Annotated in this window: 17 protein-coding genes and 4 pseudogenes; 4 read left to right on the plus strand and 17 right to left on the minus strand. The window is 73.0% G+C overall.

The window, feature by feature from the left end; translation table 11 throughout:
- From rpsP to proS, 3 genes and pseudogenes are all read right to left on the minus strand, one after another.
- Positions 1 to 426 (minus strand): 30S ribosomal protein S16, encoded by a 426-nt coding sequence (rpsP, locus tag E6W39_RS15015; RefSeq protein ID WP_101382369.1) that lies wholly within the window; start codon positions 424 to 426, stop codon positions 1 to 3.
- A 208-nt stretch (positions 427 to 634) separates the two neighbouring features.
- Positions 635 to 1,222, minus strand: coding sequence for a hypothetical protein (locus tag E6W39_RS15020; protein WP_101382368.1), 588 nt, complete (start codon positions 1,220 to 1,222; stop codon positions 635 to 637).
- 311 nt (positions 1,223 to 1,533) lie between these two features.
- Positions 1,534 to 2,945: pseudogene (proS, locus tag E6W39_RS15025) on the minus strand (proline--tRNA ligase).
- Between the two features lie 183 nt (positions 2,946 to 3,128).
- Here proS and E6W39_RS15030 point away from each other — a divergent pair.
- Entirely contained in the window at positions 3,129 to 3,899 is a 771-nt protein-coding gene (locus tag E6W39_RS15030) for a class I SAM-dependent methyltransferase (protein ID WP_141633966.1), read from the plus strand.
- Positions 3,900 to 3,912: 13 nt separating this feature from the next.
- Here the strand turns inward: E6W39_RS15030 and ftsH are convergent.
- The 7 genes and pseudogenes from ftsH to nsdA all read right to left on the minus strand — a co-directional run bounded on the left by ftsH (position 3,913) and on the right by nsdA (position 13,956).
- Positions 3,913 to 5,841, minus strand: a pseudogene (ftsH, locus tag E6W39_RS15035) (ATP-dependent zinc metalloprotease FtsH).
- Positions 5,842 to 5,897: 56 nt separating this feature from the next.
- On the minus strand, positions 5,898 to 6,434 hold the full coding sequence (locus tag E6W39_RS15040) for a GNAT family N-acetyltransferase (RefSeq protein ID WP_141633967.1): 537 nt from the start codon (positions 6,432 to 6,434) through the stop codon (positions 5,898 to 5,900).
- A 67-nt stretch (positions 6,435 to 6,501) separates the two neighbouring features.
- Entirely contained in the window at positions 6,502 to 8,061 is a 1,560-nt protein-coding gene (ffh, locus tag E6W39_RS15045) for a signal recognition particle protein (protein WP_141633968.1), read from the minus strand.
- 88 nt (positions 8,062 to 8,149) lie between these two features.
- Positions 8,150 to 10,546, minus strand: coding sequence for a [protein-PII] uridylyltransferase (locus E6W39_RS15050; protein ID WP_141633969.1), 2,397 nt, complete (start codon positions 10,544 to 10,546; stop codon positions 8,150 to 8,152).
- Between the two features lie 82 nt (positions 10,547 to 10,628).
- Positions 10,629 to 10,967: a P-II family nitrogen regulator gene (locus E6W39_RS15055; RefSeq protein WP_101382362.1), complete on the minus strand. Its 339-nt coding sequence runs from the start codon at positions 10,965 to 10,967 to the stop codon at positions 10,629 to 10,631.
- Positions 10,967 to 12,306 (minus strand): annotated as a pseudogene (locus E6W39_RS15060) (ammonium transporter). Before E6W39_RS15060 ends, E6W39_RS15055 begins: the two are co-directional and overlap by 1 nt.
- Positions 12,307 to 12,498: 192 nt before the next feature.
- Positions 12,499 to 13,956 carry a transcriptional repressor NsdA gene (gene nsdA / locus E6W39_RS15065; protein WP_141633970.1) on the minus strand — a complete coding sequence of 486 codons (1,458 nt, stop codon included), beginning with the start codon at positions 13,954 to 13,956 and terminating at the stop codon, positions 12,499 to 12,501.
- Positions 13,957 to 14,292: 336 nt separating this feature from the next.
- Here nsdA and E6W39_RS15070 point away from each other — a divergent pair, with 336 nt between their 5' ends.
- Complete coding sequence (locus tag E6W39_RS15070) at positions 14,293 to 14,985, plus strand: bifunctional DNA primase/polymerase (protein ID WP_141633971.1); 693 nt, start codon at positions 14,293 to 14,295, stop codon at positions 14,983 to 14,985.
- Positions 14,986 to 15,061: 76 nt separating this feature from the next.
- On the opposite strand, the gene ftsY is transcribed toward E6W39_RS15070, so the two are convergent.
- The 5 genes and pseudogenes from ftsY to E6W39_RS15095 all read right to left on the minus strand — a co-directional run bounded on the left by ftsY (position 15,062) and on the right by E6W39_RS15095 (position 22,748).
- Positions 15,062 to 16,285: a signal recognition particle-docking protein FtsY gene (ftsY, locus tag E6W39_RS15075; RefSeq protein WP_141633972.1), complete on the minus strand. Its 1,224-nt coding sequence runs from the start codon at positions 16,283 to 16,285 to the stop codon at positions 15,062 to 15,064.
- 207 nt (positions 16,286 to 16,492) lie between these two features.
- Positions 16,493 to 20,091 (minus strand): annotated as a pseudogene (smc, locus tag E6W39_RS15080) (chromosome segregation protein SMC).
- 276 nt (positions 20,092 to 20,367) lie between these two features.
- Positions 20,368 to 20,571 carry a hypothetical protein gene (locus E6W39_RS15085; protein WP_101382356.1) on the minus strand — a complete coding sequence of 68 codons (204 nt, stop codon included), beginning with the start codon at positions 20,569 to 20,571 and terminating at the stop codon, positions 20,368 to 20,370.
- Between the two features lie 425 nt (positions 20,572 to 20,996).
- Positions 20,997 to 21,278 (minus strand): acylphosphatase, encoded by a 282-nt coding sequence (locus tag E6W39_RS15090; protein ID WP_141633973.1) that lies wholly within the window; start codon positions 21,276 to 21,278, stop codon positions 20,997 to 20,999.
- A gap of 75 nt (positions 21,279 to 21,353) precedes the next feature.
- Positions 21,354 to 22,748 (minus strand): hypothetical protein, encoded by a 1,395-nt coding sequence (locus E6W39_RS15095; RefSeq protein ID WP_141633974.1) that lies wholly within the window; start codon positions 22,746 to 22,748, stop codon positions 21,354 to 21,356.
- 411 nt (positions 22,749 to 23,159) lie between these two features.
- Here E6W39_RS15095 and E6W39_RS15100 point away from each other — a divergent pair, with 411 nt between their 5' ends.
- Together E6W39_RS15100 and E6W39_RS15105 are read left to right on the plus strand one after the other, a co-directional pair.
- Entirely contained in the window at positions 23,160 to 23,549 is a 390-nt protein-coding gene (locus E6W39_RS15100; protein WP_141633975.1) for a hypothetical protein, read from the plus strand.
- Between the two features lie 30 nt (positions 23,550 to 23,579).
- Positions 23,580 to 24,491: a hypothetical protein gene (locus E6W39_RS15105; RefSeq protein ID WP_141633976.1), complete on the plus strand. Its 912-nt coding sequence runs from the start codon at positions 23,580 to 23,582 to the stop codon at positions 24,489 to 24,491.
- A 7-nt stretch (positions 24,492 to 24,498) separates the two neighbouring features.
- On the opposite strand, the gene mutM is transcribed toward E6W39_RS15105, so the two are convergent.
- Both mutM and rnc read right to left on the minus strand, forming a co-directional pair.
- Positions 24,499 to 25,371 carry a bifunctional DNA-formamidopyrimidine glycosylase/DNA-(apurinic or apyrimidinic site) lyase gene (gene mutM, locus E6W39_RS15110; protein ID WP_141633977.1) on the minus strand — a complete coding sequence of 291 codons (873 nt, stop codon included), beginning with the start codon at positions 25,369 to 25,371 and terminating at the stop codon, positions 24,499 to 24,501.
- A gap of 16 nt (positions 25,372 to 25,387) precedes the next feature.
- On the minus strand, positions 25,388 to 26,161 hold the full coding sequence (gene rnc, locus E6W39_RS15115; RefSeq protein WP_141633978.1) for a ribonuclease III: 774 nt from the start codon (positions 26,159 to 26,161) through the stop codon (positions 25,388 to 25,390).
- Positions 26,162 to 26,174 lie beyond the last annotated feature (13 nt).

Below are 26,174 nucleotides of genomic sequence, written 5' to 3' on the forward strand. Positions count from 1 at the left end.
TCAGGCCTCGGTGGTCTCGGCGTCAGCCTCGACCTTGTCCGACTTCTTGGCCTTCGGGGTGATGGCGACACCGGTGGTGGCGTCCTCGAAGCCGGCGACGGCCTTGGCGAAGAGGTGCGAGAAGTCCTCGGTCTTCGGCTCGGCGACCTTCAGCGGCTCCGGAGCCGGCAGGCCCTTGAACTTCTGCCAGTCGCCGGTCAGCTTGAGGATGGCGAGCACCGGCTCGGTCGGCTGGGCGCCGACGGACAGCCAGTACTGGGCGCGGTCGCCGTCGACCTGGATCTTCGAGGGGTTGTAGGTCGGCTGGTAGATGCCGATCTCCTCGATCGCACGGCCGTCGCGCTTGGTGCGCGAGTCGGCGACGACGATGCGGTAGTGCGGGGAGCGGATCTTGCCGAGACGCTTGAGCTTGATCTTGACTGCCACTGGAGCGGTTCTCCTGGAGTTGACGTGGGTGAGCGACCGCGCGCCGCGTGGGGCTGCGGGGCCGGTCGTTCCGGTGACACGCCAGCCGGAAGGAGAGAGGGTCCTCGGCTGTCGGGTATCAGCTATCGATTGTGCCACATCACGCACGCCTCCCCCGACCGGGGCTCCGGGCCCGGCCGGGGTGAGGGCGACCTACGCGATGGAGCGCTTACGCGATCTTGAAGGGCTGCTGGCAGGCGCCGCAGACGATCGACGCCTGGGCCAGCACCGACGGCACCACCCGGACGTTGCGCCCGCAGCCGCAGACGGCCTTGACCCGGACGCCGCCGCCCGAGGAGCCGTGCCGCGCGGCCGGGCCGCGGAAGGTGCGCAGCACCCCGCCGTCGGCGGAGCCGGCGACGGCCTGCTGGTGGGCGCCGAGGGCGCGCTCGAGCCGCTCGATGGTGGCGGCGTAGCGCTCCTGGGTCTCGGCGAGCATGGTCACCTGGGAGAAGCCGCTGCTGGCGTGCGGCTCCACCGGGTGGGCCAGGCCCAACTCGGAGGCGAGCAACAGGAATCGGCGGTTGTGGTAGCGCCCGGCCCGGGAGGTGTCCCGGATCTCGCGGGCGGCGGCCAGACCGTGGGCGGCCTCGTGCAGCAGCCGCTCGAAACCGAGCGTGGTGCCGCAGGCCGACGATGACTCGCCGATCAGCGCCTCGGGCGAGGCGAGGTCGGGCAGGTCTCGGTGATAGGCCTGGATGTCGCTCCAGGCGGCGGCCAGTTCGGCCGCGAGGACGAGGGGCTGTGTCGTGCTCACGCTATACCAACGAGGGAATCGGTTCCGACGTTCCATTCCTGGGAGCCTGCGGGCAATTCCCCGGAAACTCCCAGCCGGGCGTGACAGTACCCGTGCTGAGTATTCGAATTCTGACGCAAGACCAACCCCCTCCGTTTTCTGCACCCGTCGATCATTCGCCGGGGCGGCCGAATCCAGGGCACAGCAGACGCCGTGCCGCGCTGGACGGCCCGGACCCCGTACTTTTTGACAGGGCCACGGGCCGTACACCGTACCGCTAGTTCGGCCGCGCTGGGAGCTGACTGGCCAGTAGACGGGACACCGTCACCTATTCAGTACGCGCGCGCGACAATCGCGATATTGCCGTCCTGGTCGTAAGAGGACGGGACCGAGCCGTCGGCGGCAACCAGGCAGCGAACCGACACGCCCTGCTCGGCCAGCTTGGCCTCGCCCTCCGGGCCGAGGTCGGCCCAGGAGATCCGGCCCAGCCGGTGGCCGCGGCCTCGACGCACTCGTCGAGGGTCTTGACGTCGACCGTGCGGGCCTCCCGGCGCTCCCGGGACTGACGCAGCAGCAGCGCCTGGTCCTCCTCCAGGATTCCGGGCAGCAGCGCGGCCAGGCCGTCGATCGACACCGGCTCCTTGCCGCCGGGGATCCGGCGGGCCAGCATCGCGGTGCCGGCCTCCAGGTCGCGCGGGCCGACCTCGATGCGCAGCGGTACGCCCTTGAGCTCCCAGTCCACCGCGCGGCGGCCGAACGGGGTGTCGGTGCGGTCGTCCACCACGGTGCGGATGCCGGCGGCCTCCAGCTTGGCGCCGATCTCGCGGACCTTGGCGATCACCGCGTCGTCGCCCTTGATGGCCAGCACCACGGCCTGCACGGCGGCCAGCCGCGGCGGCACCCGCAGACCGTTGTCGTCGCCGTGCGACATGATCAGGCCGCCGACCATGCGGGTGGAGACGCCCCAGGAGGTCTGCCAGACGTACTCGCGCTCGGCGCCCTGCAGCTGGTAAGTGGTGTTGAACGCCTTGGCGAAGTTCTGGCCCAGCTCGTGGCTGGTGCCCATCTGCAGCGCCTTGCCGTCGCCCATCATGCCCTCCAGGGTGAGGGTGTTGATGGCGCCCGCGAACCGCTCCTTGACGGTCTTTCGGCCCAGCACCACGTCGATGCCCAGGACGTTGGTCATGAAGTCGCCGTAGACATCGGTGTGGATCATCGAGGCGTAGTCGCGGGCGTCCTCGTAGCTGGCGTGGGCGGTGTGCCCCTCCTGCCAGAGGAACTCGGTGGTGCGCAGGAAGACCCGCGGGCGCAGCTCCCAACGGACCACGTTGGCCCACTGGTTGATCAGCAGCGGCAGATCGCGGTGGCTCTGCACCCACTTCGAGAAGTACTCGTTGATGATCGTCTCGGAGGTCGGCCGGACCACGACCGGCTCGTCCAGGTCCTTGCCGCCGCCGTGGGTGACCACCGCGAGCTCGGGGGCGAAGCCCTCGACGTGCTCGGCTTCCTTGGTCAGGTAGTGCTGCGGGATGAACATCGGGAAGTAGGCGTTCTGCGCGCCGGCCTTCTTGATCCGGCCGTCCAGCTCCTGCTGCATCCGCTCCCACAGGCCGTAGCCGTACGGTCGGATGACCATGGTGCCGCGCACCGGACCGTTGTCGGCCAGCTCGGCCTTGTTGATCAGATCCTGGTACCAGCGCGGGAAGTCGTCCGCCTGGGGGGTGAGAACGGGAGCCTTAGCCATGCGCCGAATCGTACGGGGTGGGGCGCTTGGAGCGTGAATCGATATCCGCACCCTGGCGCACCACCGGGAGTAGCGACAGCCCGGCGCGCTCCTCTGGACGCGGCGGCCGCACGGCGGTTCGCTAGAGCCGGGGCGCACGACTGCGGAGTTTCGGCACACCGACCCGATTTGGAGGCCCGCCCGATGGCTGTGGCGCACGGTACCGCCCTGGACCCGTCCAGGTCCCGATCCGGCTCGTCGGCCCGAGACTGGGCCGAGATCCAGGAGCGCACCCTGGTGCCGCTCTACGAGGCGGTGCACGAGCGGCTGGGAGTGGGCCCGGCCACCAGCCTGCTGGGGCTCGGCTGCCGCTCCGGGCTGGCCCTGCTGCTGGCCGCCGCCCGCGGCGCCCAGGTGGCCGGCCTGGAGCCGGACGGGCCGCTGCGCGAGCTGGCCCGGGCCCGCCGGCTACCGGTGGCCGCGCACCCCGGTGCCACCCGGACGGCGCATGCCGTGGTCACCCTGTTCGAGCCGCTGCGGCTGGGGTCCGACCCGCGCCGCACGGTCCGCGAGGCGCTGCGCCTCGTGCTGCCCGGCGGGGTGCTGGTGCTGGCCGGTCTGGACCCGGTCGCCACCGGGCGCGCGGCCGATGTGCTGGCGCCGGCCCGGCGGCGGGCCGGCGGGGCCCGGGTGCCGGACCCGCTGGACCCGGTCGGCGATCCGGAGGCGCTGGCCGCGGCGGCCGGTCTGCGCCTGATCGGCCGCGGCCACACCGACTGCCCGTTCGGCTATCCGGACCTGGACAGCGCGGTGCGCGGGCTGCTCTCCACCGGCTGGTACGACGCGGCGGTCGGCTTCGCCGGCGAGCTGCCGGCGGCCAAGGAGCTGGCCGAGGCGCTGCATTCGTTCACCCGGTCGGACGGCTCGGTCTGGCTGCCGGTGGGCGCGCGCTTCGTGCTGGCGGCGCGCGACTGACCCGCGGCCGCCGTCACGCGTTCGGGTCGTCCGCCGGGCGCGGGATGCCCGCGGCCCGGTAGGCCTCCGCCTCGTCCAGCGTCTCGGCCTCCAGCAGCGCCTCGGCCAGCGCGTCCAGCCGCAGGCGGTGCTCCTCCAGCTTGCGCACCGCATCCCGGTAGCACTCGGCGACGATCCGGCGGGCCTCCTCGTCCACCGCGTCCAGGGTGCTGGGCGCGGCGGCCAGGCCGTAGGCGCCCTGCGGGTCGTCGGGGATCGCGGTGAGCCGGCCGACCCGGTCGCTCATCCCCCACCGTCCGGCCATCCCCCGGGCCAGGTTGGTGACCTGCTGCAGGTCGCTCTCCGCGCCGGTGGTGATCACCCGTAGACCACCTGCTCGGCCGCCATGCCGCCGAGCGCCCCGATGATCCGCCCGCGCAGGTACTCCTCGGTGTACGAGTAGCGGTCCGCGTCCGGGGTGGAGAGGGTGACGCCCAGCGCCCGGCCGCGCGGCACGATGGTCACCTTGCGGACCGGGTCGGCCCCGGCTGCAGCATGCCGAGCAGCGCGTGGCCACTCTCGTGGTAGGCGGTGCGGCGGCGCTCCTCCTGCGGCATCACCAGCGGGCGGACGGCGCCCAGTTGGACCTTCTCCAGGGCGTCCGAGAGGTCGCGCTGGCCCACCGCGGCCTGCCGGCGGCGCACCGCCATCAGGGCCGCCTCGTTGACCAGGTTGGCCAGCTCGGCGCCGGTCATCCCGGGGGTGGACTTGGCCACCTCGGCGAGGTTGGTGCCCTCGGCCAGGGGCACCTCCCGGGCGTGGATGGCCAGGATCGCGGTGCGTCCGTCGCGGTCCGGCGGGCTGACGTTGACCACCCGGTCGAACCGGCCGGGGCGCAGCAGCGCCGGGTCCAGCACGTCGGCCCGGTTGGTGGCGGCGATCACCACCACGCCCTCGGAGCCGGAGAAGCCGTCCATCTCGGTGAGGATCTGATTGAGCGTCTGCTCGCGCTCGTCGTGCCCGCCCATGGCGTTGGCGCCGCCGCGTTTGCGGCCGATGGTGTCGATCTCGTCGATGAAGATGATCGCCGGCGCCACCTTGCGGGCCTCGTTGAAGAGTTCGCGGACCCGGCTGGCGCCGACCCCGACGATCATCTCGATGAACTCGGAGGCGGAGGCCGAGAAGAACGGCACCCCGGCCTCCCCCGCCACGGCTCGGGCCAGCAGGGTCTTGCCGGTGCCGGGCGGCCCGGACAGCAGCACCCCGCCGGGCATCTTGGCGCCCAGTCGGCGGTAGGCCTGCGGGTTCTTGAGGAAGTCGACCACCTCGGTCAGCTCGGCCTTGACCTCGTCGATGCCCGCCACGTCGGCGAAGGTGGTCCGCCGGCCCTCCTCGGGACCGACCGGCCGCGGCGGCGCCTTGCGGCCCAGCGGACCGCCCGCGAGTCCGCCGGCCATCCGCCGGGCCAGCAGCACCCAGACCGCGATCAGCAGCAGCATCGGAGCCAGTGAGATCAGCAGGTTGGCCAGGAAGCTGCGCTGCTGCACCACCGGCTGGGCGGTCACCTCGACGCCCTGTGCCTGCAGGGTGTTCCACAGGTTGTCGGCGGCGAACGAGGGCCGCTGGGTGGTGAAGTCGGTGTACGTGCCCTTGCCGTTGTCGGGCTTGGGCTCGGCGGCCTTGAGGTGGCCCTGGATCGCGTCGCCCTTGGCGTAGATCTTGGCGACGTGGCCCTGGTTCAGCTGGTTGATGAACTCGGTGTAGGAGATCGTGGTGCTCTGGCCGGAGCTGAACCGGCTCAGCAGGATGTCGCTGATCACGAAGACCACCAGCGCGGTGAGGACCAGCCCGATCCAGCCGCCCGGCATCTTGCGGCGCGGCGGCGGCGTGGGTGGCGGGGCGGGGCGCCCTCGGACCGCCAGGGCTGGTCCGGGTTCTGGCGCGGCGGCGCGGGTTCGGTCACAAATCGGACCTTACGGTCCTAAAAGCTGACGATCCATCAGCAACGCCGCCCCGTCGCTACTCCTCCTGCGCCCCCAGCGGCCGCCATTCCTCCGCGGTCAGCGCGAACCGCTCGTGGTCGCGCCAGGCGCCGTCCAGGAAGAGCATCCGCGGCGTGAAGCCCTCGTGCCGGAAGCCGAGTCGGCGGGCCAACGCGATCGACCGCTCGTTCTCCGGCTGCACGCTGATCTCCAGCCGGTGCAGCCCCAGCCCGCCGACCAGCTGGTCGGCGAAGCAGCGGTCCACCACCAGCCGCATCCCCTCGGTCATCCGGCCGGTGCCCGCATAGGGCAGGTAACTGTCGTAGCCGAGCGCGGCGTTGCAGAAACGTCCCATCACGATGTTGGAGACGTTGCACTTGCCGACGAAGCCGCCGTCCGCCCTGTCGATGATCAGATAGGTGCGCAGCCCCGGGCCCTGACGCTGCAGCAGGTCCGGCAGGCCGTCCGGCTCCACCGGGTTCCACTGCCCGATGTGGGCGGCCGACCGGCGCACCGTCTCGGCATACTGCTTGACATCGGAGGCCCTGGGCGGGCGGATGGTCACTCGGCTCATCCGAACATCATGGAGCATGCCGATGGCCCGCCAGCGAGCTGACGGGCCATCGGTACGACCGGTGGACCTAGAGCAGGTCCTTGATCTCCTTGGGCAGTTCGAAGTCGGCCGGGCCCTGGCCCGCGCCCAGTCCGAAGGCACCGCCCGGCTCCGCGCCGGCGCCGGGGCCCAGCGCCTTGCGGGCTGCGGCCTCCTGCTCCTGCTGGGCGCGCTTCAGCGGGTTGCCGGACTTGCGCTTGCCCTTGGCCTGCGCGGGCTTCTTGCCGGACTTCTTGCCGCCGCCGCCCATGCCCGGGATCCCCGGCATGCCGGGCACGCCCTTGCCGGAGGCCATCGCGGACATCATCTTGCGGGCGTCGAAGAACCGCTCCACCAGGTTCTTGACCTCGCCTACGCCGACACCGGCGCCCTTGGCGATCCGGGCCCGGCGGGAGCCGTTGATCAGCTCCGGCTCGGTCCGCTCGAGCGGGGTCATCGACTTGATGATCGCGCCGACCCGGTTGACGTCCTTGTCGTCGATGTTGTTGATCTGGTCGCGGATCTGGCCCATGCCCGGGAGCATGCCGAGCAGCTTGGAGATCGAGCCCATCTTCTGGACCTGCTCCAGCTGGGACAGGAAGTCGTCCAGGGTGAAGGCCTTCGGGCCGCCGCGCAGCTTGGCGGCCATCTTCTCGGCCTCGGCCTGCGAGAAGGTCTGCTCGGCCTTCTCGATCAGCGACAGCATGTCGCCCATGCCGAGGATCCGGGAGGCCATCCGGTCCGGGTGGAACGCGTCGAAGTCGTCGACCTTCTCGCCGTTGGAGGCGAACATGATCTGGCGGCCGGTGACGTGCGCCACCGAGAGCGCGGCACCACCACGGGCGTCGCCGTCCAGCTTGGAGAGCACCACGCCGGTGAAGTCGACGCCCTCGAGGAAGGCCTGCGCGGTGGTGACCGCGTCCTGGCCGATCATCGCGTCGACCACGAAGAGGACTTCGTCCGGGTTGATCGCGGCCCGGATGTCGGCGGCCTGCTGCATCAGCTCGGCGTCGATGCCGAGGCGGCCCGCGGTGTCGACGATGACGATGTCGTGCTGCTTCTGCTTCGCGTACTCGATCGAGTCGCGGGCCACCTTGACCGGGTCGCCCACGCCGTTGCCCGGCTCGGGGCCGTAGAAGGCCACCCCGGCGCGCTCGGCCACGATGTTCAGCTGGTTGACGGCGTTGGGGCGCTGCAGGTCGCAGGCGACCAGCAGCGGGGTGTGCTTCTGCTTCTTCAGCCAGTGGCCGAGCTTGCCGGCCAGGGTGGTCTTACCTGCACCCTGCAGACCGGCCAGCATGATCACGGTGGGGCCGGTCTTGGCGAACCGGAGTCGGCGGGTCTCGCCACCGAGGATGTTGATGAGCTCCTCGTTGACGATCTTGATGATCTGCTGGGCCGGGTTGAGCGCGCCAGACACCTCGGAGCCGAGCGCGCGCTCCTTGACCTGCTTGATGAAGGCCCGCACCACCGGCAGCGCGACATCCGCCTCCAGCAGCGCGATCCGGATCTCCCGGGCGGTGGCGTCGATGTCCGCCTCGCTGAGGCGGCCCTTGCCCCTCAGGTTCTTGAACGTCGCTGCGAGGCGGTCGGAAAGAGTGTCGAACACGTCGGTCGCGGGTCCCTTGCGGCATCGGTGTGAGTACGGTCGTCGCCCACCAGGGTATCCGGCCCGCCAGCAAAGGGCCCCAACCCGGTCAGCGCAAGGCCTGCTGCACCTGTTCGGCGAGGGCCCCGGCGGCGTCCGGCGCCAGCGGCCGGCCGGCCGCGTCGGTCAGGTAGAAGGCGTCCACCGCGTCCGCGCCCAGGGTGCTGACATGGGCGGTGCGCACCCGGGCGCCGGCCGCGTCCAGCGCCCGGCCGATCCGGTGCAGCAGCCCCGGGGCGTCGTGCGCCCGCACCTCCAGCACCGTCGCGGTGGCCGACGCGCCGCCGGGCGCCACGGTGACCACCGGCGGCGGCGGGGTGATGCCGCGCCGGCGCGGTGCGGCTGCGTCCCGCTCGGCCAGCCGGCGGCCGGTGTCCAGCGAGCCGTCCAGCGCCCGGCGCAGATCGGAGCGGAGCCGGTCCACCGCCGGCAGCTCGCCGAACTCGGCCGCCACCCGCCAGGAGAGCAGCAGCACCGGGCCGGCGCCGATCGGGTCCAGCTCGCACAGGTTCAGCGAGCGGACCGTCAGCCGGTTCAGCGCCAGCACCCCGGAGACGGTGCCGAGCAGCCCCGGTCGGTCCGGCACCGCCAGCGCCAGCTCCACCCCCATCGGCTCGCCCGCCAGCGGATCGTGCTCGGCGCGCAGCAGCAGCGCCGGCTCCCCGGTGCGGGCCGCCTCCACCGCCAACCGCTCCTCGGCCACGCAGACGGCCGCGGCGGGTCGAGCGGGTTCCGCGCCGGCCAGCACCGCGGCCACCCGGTGCACCAGCCCGGACACCAGCGAGGCCCGCCAGGCGCTCCACGCGGCCGGGCCGGTGGCCAGCGCGTCCGCCTCGGTGAGGGCGTGCAGCAGCTCCAGGTGGGTCGCGGTGCCGACCGTCTTGGCGATCAGCTCCACGGTCGCCGGGTCGTCCGGATCGCGCCGGGTGGCGGTCTCCACCAGGGTCAGGTGGTGGCGGACCAGCAGCGCCAGGGTCTCGGTGTCGTCGTGGTCGAAGCCCATCCGCACCGCCAGGTCGCGGATGATCACCTCGCCCGCCTCCGAGTGGTCGCCCGGCCAGCCCTTGCCGATGTCGTGCAGCAGCGCCGCCACCAGCAGCAGGTCGGGCCGGGCCACCCGGCGGGTCAGCGCGGCCGCCCGCACCGCCGTCTCGACCAGGTGGCGGTCCACCGTCCAGGTGTGCACCGCGTTGCGCTGCGGCCGGCAGCGCACCCGTTCCCAGTCCGGCAGCAGCCGGTCGATCAGTCCCTCCGCGTCCAGCGCCTCCCAGACCGGCAGGCCGGCCCGCCCCGCGCCGAGCAGGGTGACCAGCTGCTCCCGGGCCTCGGTGGGCCACGGCACCGGCAGCGCCCGGCACTCGGCGGCCAGCCGGCGCACCGTGGCGTGCGAGATGGGCAGCCCGTTCTGCGCGGCCGCGGCGGCGGCCCGCAGCGGCAGCACCGGATCGTCGGCCGGGCGGGCGGCCTGGGCCAGCACGGCCTCGCCGTCCTGCGCCACCACGCCCTCGGCCAGCGGCTCGCGCCCCGCCGCGACCCGGGCGCCGCCGCCGAACGGGCGCAGCAGGGCGCGCCGGCCGCGCGACCGGCGGCCGGCCAGCAACCGGTCCACGGACCACCAGGTCACCTCGCCCGCGTAGGCGATGGTCCGAGCCGCCCGGTAGACCTCGCGCAGCAGCGTGTCGGCGTCCAACACCCCGAGTTCGGCCGCCACTTGGTCCTGGTCCTGGAGCGCGAGCCGCTCGGTGGCCCGCCCGGTGGCCAGGTGCAGCGCGTCGCGCACGTCGCTGAGCCGCTGCCGGGCGGCGGCCAGTCCCTCGCGGGGTGCGTCGGCCAGCCAGGAGGCGGCGATGGCGTCCAGCTCCACCACGTCCCGCAGGCCGCCTCGGGCCTCCTTGAGGTCCGGCTCCAGCAGGAACGACAGCTCGCCGTGCCGCTCGGCCCGGGCCAGGCCGAGCTCGCGCAGCTCGGGCAGCCGTCTGGCCGCCGTGGCCCGCCAGTCGGCCAGCACCGCCGAGCGCAGCGCCGCGGTCAGGTCGGCCTCGCCGGCCAGGTGCCGGGCGTCCAGCAGGCCGAGTTGGGCCTTGAGGTCGGCGGCGGCCACCGACCGGGCTTCGGCGAGCTTGCGCACCGAGTGGTCGAGCTTCACCCCGCTGTCCCAGACCGGGTACCAGAGCCGCTCGGCGAGTTCGCCGACCGCGGCCCCGTCGTGCAGCAGCACCAGGTCGAGGTCGCTGCGCGGCGAGAGCTCGCCGCGGCCGTAGCCGCCGACCGCGACCAGTGCGGTGCCGGGCGGCGGGTCGGCCCGCTGGAACAGCGCGGCCAGCCAGTCGTCGGTGAGCCGGGCCAGTGCGGTGCGGCGGGCCTGTCCGGTCAGCTCCGGGTCGGCCAGCAGGGCGGACCTGGCCCGCTGGTGGGCGGCGGGGTCGGCGGGGTCGGTGGTCGTCACTGGGCCTCCCGGGTGGTGAACGCCGTCAGCGGACCCGCGAGTTGGTCGCGGGTCCGCTCAAGGAGCTTGGGGGAACGGTCGGTTACAGGGCGTCGGGGCCGCGTTCGCCGGTCCGGACCCGGACCAGGGTCTCCACCGGCACGCTCCAGACCTTGCCGTCGCCGATCTTGCCGGTGCGGGCCGCCGTCACCAGCACGTCGATCACGTCGTCGGCGTCGGCGTCCTCGACCACGACCTCTATCCGCACCTTCGGGACCAGGTCGACGGTATACTCGGCGCCCCGGTAGACCTCGGTGTGGCCGCGCTGCCGGCCGTAGCCGCTGGCCTCGGTGACGGTCAGTCCGTGCACGCCGAAGGACTGCAGCGCGTCCTTCACCGACTCGAGCCGGTGCGGCTTGACGATGGCGGTGATCAGCTTCATCAGGCGTCGACCTCGGTCTTCTCGGTGCTCTTGGACTTGGGCCCGGCGCCGGCGGCGACCGGGGAGCCGACGGTGCGGGCCAGCGCGGCGCCGACCGAGCTGAAGTCGTAGGCGGATTCGGCGTGTTCGGCCTGGTCGATGCCGGCCACCTCGACGTCCTCCGAGACCCGGAAGCCGATGGTCTTCTGGATCGCCTGGCCGATCAGCCAGGAGAGCACGAAGGAGTAGGCCGCGACCACGGCCACGCCCATGGCCTGCTTGCCGAGTTGACCGAAGCCGCCGCCGTAGAGCAGCCCCTTGGCACTCTGGCCGACGTGCCCGGTGGCGAACAGGCCGATCAGCAGCGAGCCGATCGCCCCGCCGACCGCGTGCACACCCACCACGTCGAGCGAATCGTCGAAGCCCAGGCGGTACTTGAGGCTGATCGCGGCGGCGCAGACGGCTCCCGCGATCAGGCCGATGGCCAGCGCGCCGAGCATCGAGACCGAGCCGCAGGCCGGGGTGATGGCGACCAGGCCGGCCACCGCGCCGGAGGCCGCGCCGAGCGAGGTGAAGGCGCCGTGCCTGAGCTTCTCGTAGGCCAGCCAGCCGAGCATCGCGGCGGCGGTGGCGATCTGGGTGTTCATGAAGGCCATGCCGGCCACGCCGTTGGCGGCCAGCGCCGAGCCGGCGTTGAAGCCGAACCAGCCGAACCAGAGCAGCCCGGAGCCGAGCATCACCAGCGGCAGGCTGTGCGGGCGCATCGGGTCCTTCTTGAAGCCGACCCGCTTGCCGAGCACCAGGCACAGCGCCAGGCCCGCGACACCGGCGTTGATGTGCACCGCGGTGCCGCCGGCGAAGTCGATCACGCCCTGCCGGTCACCCAGCCAGCCGCCGTGCCCGTTGTCGAAGAAGAACACCCAGTGCGCGACCGGGAAGTAGACGATGGTGACCCAGACCGCGATGAACAGCGCCCAGGCGCCGAACTTGGCGCGGTCCGCGATCGCGCCGCTGATCAGCGCCGGCGTGATCACCGCGAACATCAGCTGGAAGGCGGCGAACACGGTGACCGGGATCGAGCCGTTCAGCTCGTTCATCCCGATGCCGCGCATCCCCAGGTGGTCCAGGTTGCCGATCAGGCCGTGGAAGGCGTCGGTGCCGAAGCTGAGCGTGTAGCCGTAGAGCACCCACAGCACGCTGACGATCCCCAGCGCGATGAAGCTCATGACCAGCATGTTCAGCGTGCTCTTGACCCGGACCATGCCGCCGTAGAAGAAGGCCAGCCGGGGGTCATCAACATGACCAGGGCCGCACTGATGAGTACGAAGGCGGTATCGCCGCCGCTGAAGCCGTCCGGCATCGGCGTCTCCTCGTGGTGATGGCCGTGCCACCCGAGGGATTCCGTCCCATGTGATCCCGGGGTGTCGGCGATGAAGAGGAGAGTGCCGAAGACGGGTTTCGGTCAGTGCGGCTCGGTGTTTCGCGGCCGTGACACGGTTGACGGCCGCGTTACGGACGCGTGAACTGCGCCGGTCGCGGCCGCCTTGACCGATCAGACCGCCTCGTACTCGGGGATCTGCTCCACCACCAGATCGGCCAGCCGGTTGACGGCCGGGACGGAGCCGTAGTCCCGGGTGGCCGCCTCGGTGGTCTTGCGGACCCGGGTGTTCAGCCGCTCCGAGCGCACCTTGCCGGCGATCTCCACCGCCTGCTCCGTTATCACCGCGGCCTGCTCGGGCTCGCCCTGCAGCAGGTGGACGCTGGCCATGCCGACCAGGTTGAAGGCGTAGGTGCGGGTGTGGTTCTCCATGTCCTGGCGGAACAGGTTGACCGCGGTCTCCATGTGCGGGGCGGCCAGCGAGGCGTAGCGCGGGCTGCGGCTGGAGTGGTAGGCGAGGTCGCGGAACGAGTGGGCGTTCTCCGCGTACAGCTCGGCCTCGGAGAAGAACCGCAGCCAGTCCGGGGCCCGCTCGACCGGGCCGGCGTCGGTGAAGGTGTCCTCGGCCAGCCGGACCGCCCGGGCGCAGCGGTTGACCTCGCCGATGTTGGAGTAGGCGCGGGCCTCCATGGCGTAGAGCAGCGCCTGCTGGCGCGGGGTGGCGGTGTCCCGGCTGCCGTACTGGGCGAGGTGGATCAGCTCCAGGGCGTCCTCGCCGCGGTTCAGGTGGATCATCTGGCGGCTCATGTCGGTGAGGATCAGCGCGCCGAACGGCCGGTCGCCGGCCTCCTTGGCCGCGTGCAGCGCCAGCACGTAGTACTTCTGGGCGCTGGGGTGCATGCCCACGTCGTACGACATCCAGCCGGCCAGGTGGGCGAGTTCGGCGGTGAGCCGGAAGAGCCGCTGGGTGACGGCCGGCGGGTAGGTCTCCTGCAGCAGGTCCGTGACCTCGTGCAGCTGGCCGACCACGGCCTTGCGGCGCAGCCCGCCGCCGTTCTGCGCGTCCCACTGGCGGAACATCACCGTGGTCTGCTCCAGCAGTTGCAGCTCCGGCTCGGAGAGCCGCCCGGTGTACTGCTCACCGCCGTTGGCCGCGGTCAGGATCGGGGTCGGGTTGCCGTTCGGGCCGGGAGTGAGCCAGCGCTGCATCGGCTCGATCAGCGCCGCACCGGCCGTCAGGGCCAGCGAAGTGCCCAGGAAGCCACGGCGGTTGAGCATCAGGTCGCTGCGCGAGTACTCGCTGATCAGCTGCACCGTCTGCGGGCCGCTCCAGGGCAGGTCGACCCCGCCGCCGGCCACCGTGGAGACCGGCACGGCCACCCGCAGGCCCAGGTCCTCCTCGGAGACCACCGAGCCGAACCGCTCCGAGAACAGGTCGGACATGATCTTCGGGATCGGCTCGCGCGGCTGCTCGCCGTCCAGCCAGCGGCGCACCCGCGAGGTGTCGGTGCTGACGTGGTGGGCACCGAGCTGGCGAGCCTGCCGGTTCACCTGCCGGGCGAACTCGCCCTTCGACCACCCGCTGCGCGTGAACCACGCGGTGAGCTTCTCGTTGGGCTGTTTCTCTGCCATTGGGTCCACCTGTCCCGCCCGACCCCGCCGGGGTCCCCATTCTCGTTTCCCGCTCGGCACCGCACCCCTGCCGGGGCGTGATCCGAACGTAGCCCGCCGTGGGCCGTCCGGGGGATGCTTCCCCGAGAAACGCCACCATTCGCCACCCCCAGGAGTGAAGCGACGAACCGTCAGCGGCGCTTCACTGGAAGGCGGCCCTCCGCTCGGGGCTGCCCGCGCCACCCGGCGCACACCATCATCCGCGCGCCGCCCACCGTGAGGTCACGCCTGGGGGCAGAATTTTGACACAACGTCACGATCCCGTAACCGCCGGCAACCGAAATCTGTTGGGGAGGCATGGACAACCTGTTCGGCGATCTGAGGTTCGGCGTCCGCCGCCGCAGCCGCGCCACCGCGTGCCGGGCCGCGGCCGAGTACGCCGGCCGCTGGGGCTGGGCGGTGGCGCTCGGCGGACCCGCCCGGGTGCCGGCCGGACCGTGCCGCTGCGGCCGGCCGCACTGCGCCGCCCCCGGACTGCACCCGCTGCCCGGCGAGCCGGCCCGCGAGCTGGCGCCCGGCGCCACCCCGCACGAGGTGTGCGCGCTCTGGGACGGCAAGCGGGACGGCGCGGTGCTGCTGCCCACCGGGCGCTCCTTCGACGTGCTCGACGTGCCCGAGCCGGCCGGACTGCACGCCCTGGTCCGGCTGGAGCGGATGGGCACCCAGGTCGGCCCGGTGCTGGCCTCCGCCACCGGCCGGCTGCTGTTCTTCGTCGCCCAGGGCACCGCGGACAAGCTGCCCGACCTGCTCTACCGGATGGGCTGGGACGACGCCGCGCTGGACCTGGCCTGCCACGGCGCCGGCGGCTACCTCACCGCGCCGCCCACCGCGCTGCCCGGCCAGGGCGCGGTGCGCTGGCTGCGCCCGCCGTGCCGGGAGAGCGCGGTCCGCCCGCCGCAGGCCCGGCTGCTGCTCGGCACCCTGGCCTACGCCTGCCACCGCGGCCGGCAGCGCCGGCTGGCCGCCGAGCCGGCCTGGCTCGCCTCCTGACCGGGCGGTAGGGAGAAACGCCGCTGGGCCGCTCCCCCGTCGGGGAAGCGGCCCAGTTGCGCGGTCGGCGATCGGATCAGTCGCCGATCAGCGCGTCCACGAAGGCACCCGGCTCGAACGGCGCCAGGTCGTCGGCGCCCTCGCCCAGGCCGATCAGCTTGACCGGCACGCCCAGCTCGCGCTGCACCGCGACCACGATGCCGCCCTTGGCGGTGCCGTCCAGCTTGGTCAGCACGATGCCGGTGATGTCCACCACCTCGGCGAAGACCCGGGCCTGCACCAGGCCGTTCTGCCCGGTGGTGGCGTCCAGCACCAGCAGCACCTCGTTCACCGGGCCGTGCTTCTCCACCACCCGCTTGACCTTGCCGAGCTCGTCCATCAGGCCGGTCTTGGTGTGCAGCCGGCCGGCGGTGTCGATCAGCACCGTGTCGGCGCCCTCGGCGATCGCCTCCTTGACCGCGTCGAACGCGACCGAGGCCGGGTCGCCGCCCTCCGGGCCGCGCACCGTGCGGGCACCGACCCGCTCGCCCCAGGTCTGCAGCTGGTCGGCGGCGGCGGCGCGGAAGGTGTCGGCCGCGCCGAGCACCACCGTGCGGCCGTCGGCCACCAGGACCCGGCCGAGCTTGCCGGAGGTGGTGGTCTTGCCGACACCGTTGACGCCGACCACCAGGAGCACCGCGGGACGGCCGTCCTCCTGCTTGGCGGTGTGCAGCGAGCGGTCGGTGTCGGCACCGATCAGCTCGACCAGCTCGTCGCGCAGCAGACCGCGCAGCTCGTCGGGGCTGCGGGTGCCGAGCACCTTCACCCGGGTGCGCAGCCGCTCGACCAGCTCCTGGGTGGGGGCCACTCCTATGTCGGCGGTGAGCAGGGTGTCCTCGATCTCCTCCCAGGTGTCCTCGTCGAGGCGGTCCCGGGAGAGCAGGGTCAGCAGGCCCTTGCCGAGCGCGTTCTGCGAGCGCGACAGCCGCGAGCGCAGCCGCACCAGCCGGCCGGCGGTCGGCTCCGGCACCTCCAGCGCGGGGGCCTCGGTGACCTGCTCGGGGGTGACCTCGACCGGCTCGGCCGGGAGCTCGACCTCCTCGACGGTCTGCGCCGGCGCCTCGCGCGGCGGCGCGGCCTCGTCGCCGACGTGCGGCTCCTCGGCCTGCGGCGCGGGCGCCTCGGCCTTGGGCGCCGGCGGCGCGATGGTCGTCGTGGACTTCGGGGGCAGTTCCTTACGTCGTCTGCCACTGACGACGAGGCCGGCAACCGCACCAACGGCGATCACGGCGATGACTACGGCAAGGATCACGTATTCCACAAACAAGCTCCTTCGCACCGGGCTGGCTGGTGATCCTCGCGCCGGTGACGTTCCGCCACGCTACTGCTACGCTCTGCCGTGTACCGCTTGGTGCCGGTCAGGGCTTGGCCGTCATGAGGTCATCACGACCGAGTGAGAAGCCCTCTCGGCGACGAGAGGGAGGAGTCACAACCCTGCAAGTATCCGCGATTCGCGGCCGAAGCGGGGTCAGGCAGGCTGGACGGCCTTGCGCTGTTGTCGCATCGGTACCTTGCGCTCCCGGTGTTCTTCGCGCAGCCGCTGGCTGATCACCTGGGAGATGCCGTCGCCCTTCATGGTGACGCCGTACAGCGCGTCGGCGCACTCCATGGTCAGCTTCTGGTGGGTGATCACGATCAGCTGGGAGCTGTCCCGCAGCTCCTCCATGATCGCGATCAGCCGGCGCAGGTTGGTCTCGTCCAGCGCCGCCTCCACCTCGTCCATCACGTAGAACGGGCTGGGCCGGGCCTTGAAGATGGCGACCAGCATGGCGACCGCGGTCAGCGAGCGCTCGCCGCCGGAGAGCAGCGAAAGCCGCTTGACCTTCTTGCCGGGCGGGCGGGCCTCCACCTCCACCCCGGTGGCCAGCATGTCGTCCGGGTCGGTCAGCACCAGCCGGCCCTCGCCGCCCGGGAAGAGCCGCGAGAAAACGCCCTCGAACTGGGCGGCGGTGTCGTGGAACGCGGCCGTGAACAGCTCCTCGACCCGCTGGTCCACGTCCCGCACGATGTCCAGCAGGTCCCGGCGGCTGCGCTTGAGGTCCTCCAGCTGCTCGCCGAGGAACTTGTGGCGCTCCTCCAGCGCCGCGAACTCCTCCAGCGCCAGCGGGTTGACCTTGCCCAGCTGCTGGTAGGCCTTCTCGGCGGCACGCAGCCGCTTCTCCTGCTCGGCGCGGACGTACGGGCGCGGCTCGCCGGGCTGCTCCCCCTCCTCGGCCGGGGCCGGGGGCACCGGCTGGTCCGGGCCGTACTCGGCCAGCAGCGCCTGCGACTCGACGCCGAACTCCTCCAGCGCCTTGGCCTCCAGCTGCTCGATCCGCAGCCGCTTCTCGGCGCGCAGCACCTCGTCCCGGTGGCCGGCGTCGACCAGCTTGTCGAGTTCGTCCTTGAGCTCCCGGCCCAGCTCCCGGGCGGCCCGCAGCTCGGCCTCCCGGGCGGCGCGGGCCTGCTCGATGCCGGTGCGCTCGGCCTCGGCCCGGGAGGTGGAGACCTCCAGGCAGGCGAGCAGCTGCCGGGCGCCGGCCAGCACCGCGCCGGCCACCGCCGCCTCGTGCGCGGCCCGGCGGGCCCGGTCGGCGGCCCGGGCCCGGGCCTCCCGTTCGGCCTTGGCAGCGCGGTCCAGGCTGTCGGCGCGCCCCGCCAGCGAACGGACCCGCTCCTCATGGGTGCGGACCGCGAGCCGGGCCTCCAGCTCCTGCTGCCTGGCCTGCACGGACTGCTCGGCGAGCCGGTCGCGCTCGGCCTGGTCGGGCTCGTCGGCGTCCTGGTCGGCCAGCTCCTCGGCCACCGCCAGCCGCTCGGCCAGCTCCTCGGCGGCCCGCACCGCCGCCTCGCGGCCCTCCTCGGCGCGCTGCAGCGCCGCCGCCGCGCGCTCGGCCTCCCCGGTGGCGGCCCGGGCCTGGCCGCCCAGTCGGCCCAGCGCGCCGGCGGTCTGGGCGCGCTGCTTCTCGGCGCCGCGCTGCTCGGCGGCCAGCCGCTCCAGCTCGGCGGCGAGCTCCCGGCGCGCCTCCTTGGCCTGGGCGAGCCGCTCGGCGAGCTCGGCGCAGCGCTCGGTGAGCTCCTCGATCTGCCGGGCGGCGGCATCCACCGCGGCCTGGGTCTCCAGCTGGCTGGGCGGGCCGGCCGCGCCGCCCTGGGCGAAGCCGGCGGCCAGCAGGTCGCCCTCGGCGGTGACGGCGGTGAGCTCCGGGTGGGTGTCCAGCAGCTGCTGGGCGGCGTCCAGGTCGGCCACCACGGCGGTGTCCGCGAGCAGGGCGCGCACGGCGGGCAGCAGCTCGGCCGGGCCGGCCACCAGCTCGCCGGCCCAGCGGGCACCGGAGGGCAGGGCATCCCGAGGTGACGTGGTGTCAGGTGCGTCGGCGATCAGCAGCGCGGCCCGTCCGGCGTCCTCGGTGCGCAGCAGTCGCAGCGCCGCCACGGCGGTCGGCCGGTCGCTGACCGCGAGCGCGTCGGCGGCCGCGCCGAGCGCCACCGCCAGCGCCGCCTCGTCGCCCGGCGCCACGGTGAGCAGCGCCGCCGCCGGGCCGAGCAGTCCGGTCAGCCGCTCCCCGCCGCCAGCAGCGCGCCGGTGCCGTCCTTGCGGCGCAGCCCCAGCGCCAGGGTCTCGTGGCGGGCGGTCAGCGCGCTCAGTTCGCGCTCGGCGGCGGCGGCCGCCTCGCGGGCACCGCTGACCTCGCGTTCCGCGCCGGCCAGCCGGTCCCCCGCCTGCCCGTGCGCCGCCTCCAGCTCCTGGTCGCCGCTCTCCAGCTCGGCCACCTGGTCGCGCAGTTCGTGGTACTCGGCGCCGGCCGCCTCGGCGCGTGCCGCGGCCTCGTCGCGGGCCGCGGTCAGCCGCTCGATCTCGGCCTCGGCGCCGGCCGCCCGGGAGGCCGCCGCGGCGGCCTGCCCCTGCAGTCGGGCCAGCCCCTCGCGCCGGTCGGCGGCGGCCCGGGCCGCGGCGCGCAACCGCTGCTCCTCGGCGGCCAGTTCGCGCTCCGACTCGGCGCGGCGGGCCACCGCCTCGTCCAGCGCCTGCTGGGCCGCCTCCAGGGCCTCGGTGAGCGCGGCCTCCTCCTCGCGGACCCGTTCGGCCTCGGCGGCCAGCTCCTCGGGGTCGCGGCCGCGCCGCTCCGGCTCGCCGCCGCTGGTGGCGTGCCGCACCCTGGCCTCGGCCAGCCCGATGGTGCCGCGGGTCCGCTCGCCCAGGGCGGCCAGCTGGTACCAGGCGGTGCGGGCGGTCTCCAGGCGCGGCCCGAGCTGTTCCACCTGGGCTTCCAGCACGGCCTCGCGCTGCCGGGCGGCCAGCAGGTCCCGCTCCACCGCGTCCCGGCGCTGCCGCAGTGCCTGCTCGTCGGCGGCCTCGGCCTGGACCGCCTGGCGCAGGGTCAGCAGATCGTCGGCGAGCAGCCGCAGCCGGGCGTCGCGCAGCTCGGCCTGGATGCCGGCGGCCCGCCGGGCGATCCGGGCCTGGCGGCCCAGCGGTCCGAGCTGTCGGCGCAGTTCGGCGACCAGGTCCTGCACCCGGTTGAGGTTGGCGGCCATCGCGTCCAGCTTCCGCAGCGCCTTCTCCTTGCGCTTGCGGTGCTTGAGCACCCCGGCGGCCTCCTCGATGAAGGCCCGGCGGCCCTGCGGGTCGGCGTGCAGCACCGAGTCGAGCCGGCCCTGGCCGACGATCACGTGCATCTCCCGGCCGATGCCGGAGTCGGAGAGCAGTTCCTGGATGTCCAGCAGCCGGCAGGTCTGGCCGTTCAGCGCGTAGTCGCTGCCGCCGTTGCGGAACATGGTGCGGGTGATCGTCACCTCGGCGTAGTCGATCGGCAGGGCGCCGTCGGTGTTGTCGATGGTGAGGCTGACCTCGGCCCGGCCGAGCGGCGGCCGACCGCTGGTCCCGGCGAAGATGACGTCCTCCATCTTGCCGCCGCGCAGCGACTTGGCACCCTGTTCACCCATGACCCAGGAGAGCGCGTCGACCACATTGGACTTGCCCGAGCCGTTCGGGCCGACCACGCAGGTGATGCCGGGTTCGAAGCGCAGCGTGGTCGCCGAGGCGAAGGACTTGAAGCCGCGCAGGGTCAGGCTCTTCAGGTGCACCCGTGAGACTGTAATCGCCGCCGTCGCCCGGTTTCGGTCGGCCGGGCCGTGGGCAGCCTGAGGAAAACACAGCTGGAGGTGGGTGGCTGGCGCGGTGCTGCTTCAGCGGCTGCCTTGGCGGAAACCGCGGTGGAGGGTGCAGTGGAAGGCACGAAGGGACGCCGCTGACGACGTCCCTGATGATCGCGTCCCGAGGTGTCGCGTCGGTGCGCGGCAGAAATCGGCCTGCGCGACAAAATCGGCCGGTGTCTAGCCGGTCGATTCGATCCTGAATATTCAGGTGAGTGCGGGCTCCCGCTGCCCAAGATCGATGCTGTCGAGCAGGGAGTGCTCGGCAGCGACAGCGACGAGCGCGTTGTTCTCGGCCTGCATCCGAACGAGTTCGGCTTCCAGGTCCAGGACGCGCTGCTGCAGCCGCCGCATCTCGGAGAGCATTCGCGGGTCGGGGCCGCCGACGTACCCGAGAAGCGCCTTTGCCATGATGAATGGTCCTCCACGCTGAGTGACCGAACCGGTACGGTACAGGTCGAGGGGAAGGGATGACGCACGCGCTGCACGACAAGGGCAGTGCCGGCTCGGCACCACAGGTCAGACACCGTGGTTATGCGGCCACAGGGCATGACCTTGCTCAAAATCGCCGTCACGTGCGCGGGCTTCCAGCGTCTCACCAAAGACCGTACGGGTCAACACGATCACCGCGCGCTACAACGCCGCTGTCACCTGCATGGCGGTTGACTCACGCCATGGGCAGCGGCGAACACACCGCAGACTGCGGTGGATCACTGCACGATGCGGAGTCAACCACGGACGGAGCGAAATGGCAACCGTCGAACAACACGGCTTGACACCGGCCCCAACACCGCATGACCGCCCGGTCGCCCGGCGGACCCGGTCGGCCGACTCGGTCAGCGGATCGCGAAGCCGTCGTAGCCGGGCCGCAGCTCGCCCCAGATCTCGGTCACCCCGGTGACCCGTCCGGGGGTACCGGGGCCGCGCAGCAGCTCCAGCAGCCGCTCGCAGTCCGCCCGGGTGCCTTGGGCGACCACCTGGACCCGCCCGTCCGAGAGGTTGGAGGTGTAGCCGGTGAGGCCGCCGATCTCCAGCGCGCGGGCCCTGGTCCACCAGCGGAAGCCGACCTCCTGGACCCTGCCGCGCACCCAGGCGGTGGCTCGGACGTGCTCGTGCATCCGTCGATTATGCCCGTGGCCCGCCCGCTCAGGAGGAGGAGCGGACGGGCCACGGGCATCGGCCGGGTGGCGGGCCTACCAGTCACCACCGCCACCGAAGTCGGAGCCGCCGCCGAAGTCCCCGCCCCCGAAGTCGGAGCCGCCGCCGAAGTCGGAGCTGTTGAAGCCGCCGAAGTCGTTGCTGTTGAAGTCGCCGCCGGAGAAGTCGCCGCCCTCGTAGCGCTCGTGACCGCCGTCGAAGCCGCCGTCGAACCCGCCGTCGCCGTAGCCGTAGGCCGGCGGGCCCGAGAAGACCGAGCCCAGCATGGTGCCGACCAGCAGACCGGGCAGCAGACCGGAGCCGTAGCCGCCGAAGTAGCCGCCCGCCCACGGGCCGTAGACCGGGCCGGCGTTCCAGTACGGCTGCGGACCCTGGTCGGTCTGCACGGTGCGGATCGCCGGGTCCAGGCCGCTGGCCAGCCGCATCGCGTCGTCGGCGCAGACCGGCACCTGGCGCGGCGCGCCGCCGGCCGGCGACCACATCGCGTCCTGCATCGAGGGGCCGTGCCGCGGGTCGAAGAAGCACGGCGGACGGCGCTCGGGCAGCGCCCGGCCCTCGCGGCGGGCCGCCAGGGTGGCCAGCGAGAACCGGCCGTCCTCCAGCGCGGTGGTGACCGCGGTGACGTCCTCGGGCCGGGTGGCCGCGTCCATCAGCTTCTTGGCGCTCTCGTAGGAGTCCAGCGCGCGGGTGTAGTCGGCGCGCTGGGCGTCGTCGGCGCTCGGCGAGCCGGGGTTGAAGTCCAGCCGCTCCAGCTCCTCTCCGAAGGCGGTGATGTCCTCGTCCACCACGGTGCGCAGCGCCCGCAGCTCGTTGGCCTGCTTCTCGGCCTTGCGCTTGCGGGAGCGGCGGACCAGCAGGAAGGCGCCGACGCCGACCAGGGCGAGCAGCACCAGCGGCACCACGATCATCGCGGCGCTGAACTTGGACGAACCGGGCGCGTGGCCGGAGACCTTCGGCGCGGCGTTGGTGACGAAATCGGTCAGTGTGCCGTTGATGTCACCGTGGTGCGAGTCATAGGCGGCCTGAGCGTAGTTCCGCGCGGTCTGGCCGTTCAGCGCGCTCGAGTCGGCCCGCACGCCGAACTGGTCGCCGCGCCAGACGGCGTAGACACCGGTGATGCCCGCCTTGGTGCGCAGGTCCTGGAAGACGCTCTTCGCCGGGTACTGCGAGCTGTCCGGGACGACGGCCACCATGATCGGCTTGTCGGCGTCCTTGATCTTCTTGGTCAGGGCGTCGGCCTGGGCCTGGGAGAACCGGCCGGTCATGGCCGGGTCGACGTAGACCTTGCCTTGCTTGAGGGAGGCGGCGGCGTCGTCCAGCCCGCCGGACGCCATGGCGGTGCCGGGCAGGAGCAGGAGCAGCAGCCCGACCAGGACGGCCAGGACTGCCGCCGGGCCGCCCGCCCGGGAGCGGCGAAGAACGATTCTCATACTTCAGACGCTACCGGGCCGTTCACCGGACCGATCAGGAGCACCCGGTTCCGGACCCCCGGCCGCCAACCCGCCGGGCCCGCCAACTCCGCGCTCCGGCAAGGTGTTTGCGATGTCCGCCAAGGAACTCTCAAAACCGGGTCAAGAGTCTTTCTCTTACGCAATAGTTACGTTCGCCACTCGGCGGACCGCCCAAGGGACGAGGTCGGGAATCATGGCAGGGCAACGGGCTTCCTCGGTCACCGGTGACGCAGCAGCGCCCCCACCCGCGGCCGGAGCCGGGGGCGGGCCGCGCTGCCCGGTCCGCGCCGGACCGCGGACGGGCCGGGCGCCGGGCGGATCGGAGCCCGGGCCCTGGCGCGCGCCAGGTACCGCGCCCACTGCCGGGCCCGGCGGCTGACCTCCGGGCAGGTGCTGACCGTCTCACTGGGCCTGCCGGTGGTCGGGGCGCTCGCCGACGAGCTGCGCGGCTCCGCGCCGGCCGGCGTCTTCGGGGTGCTCACCGTGGCCGGCGCCGCGGCCGGGGCCTGGCTGGCGACCCGGGCCGGCTGGTGGTGGGTGGTCAGCGCGATCGCGCCGGTGGTGCTGGCGACCACGGCCGGCGTCGAACTGCTGGCCCAGGGTGAGCGCTACGGCGATGCCAAGGCCCTGGCCGCCGGGGCCGCCAGGTGGGCCGTGCAGGGGTTCCCGGTGATGATCACGGCGATGGCGGCGGCCGGGGCCGCGATCGGGCTGCGGGTGCTGTGCGAACGCCGCAGCCGCCCCAGGCGTGTTCTCGGGGCCGACGGCGACAGGGCATAGTGGGGATCACACCCCCCATCAGGAGTACTTGTGATCATCGGCTTGGTGACCGCGATCGCGGCCTCCACCTGCTACGGACTCGGCTCGGTACTGCAGGCCGTCGGCTCCCGCCGCTCGGCCCGCCAGGAGGCCGCCGAGCAGCCCGACCGGCAGCGCACCGAGCACGGCGGTCCGAGCCTCAACTCCACCGCCAAGGCCGTGGTCACCTGGGAGTTCCTGCTCGGCACGGTGCTGGACTTCGTCGGGTTCGCGCTCGCGGCGCTCGCCTCCCGGCTGCTGCCGCTCTTCCTCTCCCAGACCGTGATCAGCGCCAACCTGGTGATCACCGCGCTGGCCAGCGTCAAGATGCTCGGCCTGCGGCTGCGCCGGCCGGAGTGGGCGGCGATCGGCACGGTCTGCGGCGCCCTGGTGCTGCTGGCCATCGCCGCCGGCCCCGAGGGCCACACCCACACCCCGGTCGGCAGCCACTGGCTGCTGCTGCTGATCTCGGTGCTGCTGATCTCCGGCGGCACCCTGCTGGTGCGCCGCCTGGGTGCGAGCGGCGCAGTGGTGGCCGGGCTGGTCTCCGGCCTGCTCTTCGGGGCGCTCGGCATCGGGGTGCGGGTGCTCGGCGGCATCAACCCGTTCGACCTCGGCACGCTGCTCAGCGACCCGGCACTGTACGCGATCATGGTCGGCGGCCTGGGCGGGATGTACCTGCACACGGTGGCGCTGCAGGTCGGCTCGGTGAACGGCGCGACCGCCGCCCTGGTGGTGGGCGAGACCGTGGTGCCCGGCGTGGTCGGGGTGGTCTGGCTGGGCGACGCGACCCGGGCCGGCCTGACCTGGCTTGGCCTGCTCGGCTTCGTGCTCGCGGTGGTCGGCGCGGTCGCGGTGGCCCACTACGGCGAGGGCGAGGGCGCGCTGCACCCGGAGGCCAGGGAGCCCGAACCCGCGCGCTGACGGTGCGTCAGGAGGTGCGCTGGCGCGGCAGGCGCTGGCAGCGCGGGCAGAAGTAGCTGGAGCGGTTCATCCAGGCCGCCCGGCGGATCGGGGTGCCGCAGCGGTAGCAGGGCTCGCCCTCGCGCCCGTAGGCGTCCAGCGAGCGGGAGAAGTAGCCGCTCTCGCCGTTGACGTTGACATAGAGGCTGTCGAAGCTGGTGCCGCCGACGGCCAGCGCGGCCGCCATCACGTCCCGGGCGTTGGCCAGCAGGGTGGCCGCCAGCGGACGGGTCAGGGTCTCGGTGGGGCGGTCGTAGTGCAGCTTGGAGCGCCACAGCGCCTCGTCGGCGTAGATGTTGCCGACGCCGCTGATCAGCGACTGGTCGAGCAGCGCCCGCTTCACGGTGCTGCGCTTGGCGCGCAGGGCGGTGAAGAACGCGGCGTCGTCGAAGAGCGGGTCCAGCGGGTCGCGGGCGATGTGCGCGAGCGCGGCGGGCAGGCCCTGCGCGTCGGTCTCGTCGACGGCCAGGTGCCCGAAGGTGCGCTGGTCCACGAAGCGCAGCTCACGGCCGCCGTCGGTGAACCGCAGCCGGACCCGCAGATGGGTCTCGTCGGGGACGGCCGGGTCCTGCACCAGCAGCTGGCCGCTCATCCCGAGGTGCCCGAGCAGCGCGCTGTGACAATCCCCTCCGGCTTCGTCGACCGGCAGCCACAGGTACTTGCCGCGCCGCTGGGCCGGGCCCAGGGTGCGGCCGGTCAGCCGGGCGGCGAACTCCGGACCGCCGCCGGTCTGCCGGCGCACCGCGCGCGGGTGGCAGATCTCGACCTCGGCCACGGTGCGGCCACAGACCCAGCTGTCCAGGCCGCGCCGGACCACCTCGACCTCGGGGAGTTCGGGCATGGCCGGCTCACCGCCCTCAGGCGGCGGGGGTGGACGGGTCGCCGTACTTGGCCTTGATGGCCCGCCAGGCGCTCTCCGCGGCCTTCTGCTCGGCCTCCTTCTTGGAGCGGCCGGTGCCGCTGCCGAAGGCCTCGCCGGCCACTCGGGCCGCGGCGTTGAAGGTCTTCTCGTGGTCCGGACCGGACTCCTCGACCACGTACTCCGGCACGCCGATGCCCACCTGGGCGGTCAGCTCCTGCAGGCTGGTCTTCCAGTCCAGGCCGGCGCCCAGCTGCGAGGACTCCGCGATCAGCGGGTCGAACAGCCGGTGCACGAACTCGGTGGCGGCGTCCAGACCCTGGTCCAGGTAGACGGCGCCGATGATCGCTTCGACGGTGTCCGCGAGGATCGAGGACTTGTCACGTCCGCCGGTGCCCTCCTCGCCCTTGCCGAGCCGGATGAACGCGCCGAGGTCCAGGCCTCGGCCGACCTCGGCCAGCGCGCGCGAATTGACCACTGCGGCGCGCAACTTGGCGAGTGTGCCCTCCGGGACATCCGGGTGGATGCGGTAGAGGGTGTCGGTCACCACCAGGCCCAGTACCGAGTCGCCCAGGAACTCCAGGCGCTCATTGGTGGGCAGACCGCCGTTCTCGTAGGCGAACGAGCGGTGTGTCAGGGCACGTACCAGAAGGGCGCGCTCAAGTGTGTACCCGAGGCGCCCTTCCAGGACGTCGTATGCCGTCGAAGCCGGCCCGCTGCCCTTAGCCCCGTTGCCGGGAGACGACTTGCGGGAGGAGTGAGCGTCCGACATCGATCGATGCACC

This window comes from Kitasatospora acidiphila (assembly GCF_006636205.1).
Taxonomy (GTDB): domain Bacteria; phylum Actinomycetota; class Actinomycetes; order Streptomycetales; family Streptomycetaceae; genus Kitasatospora; species Kitasatospora acidiphila.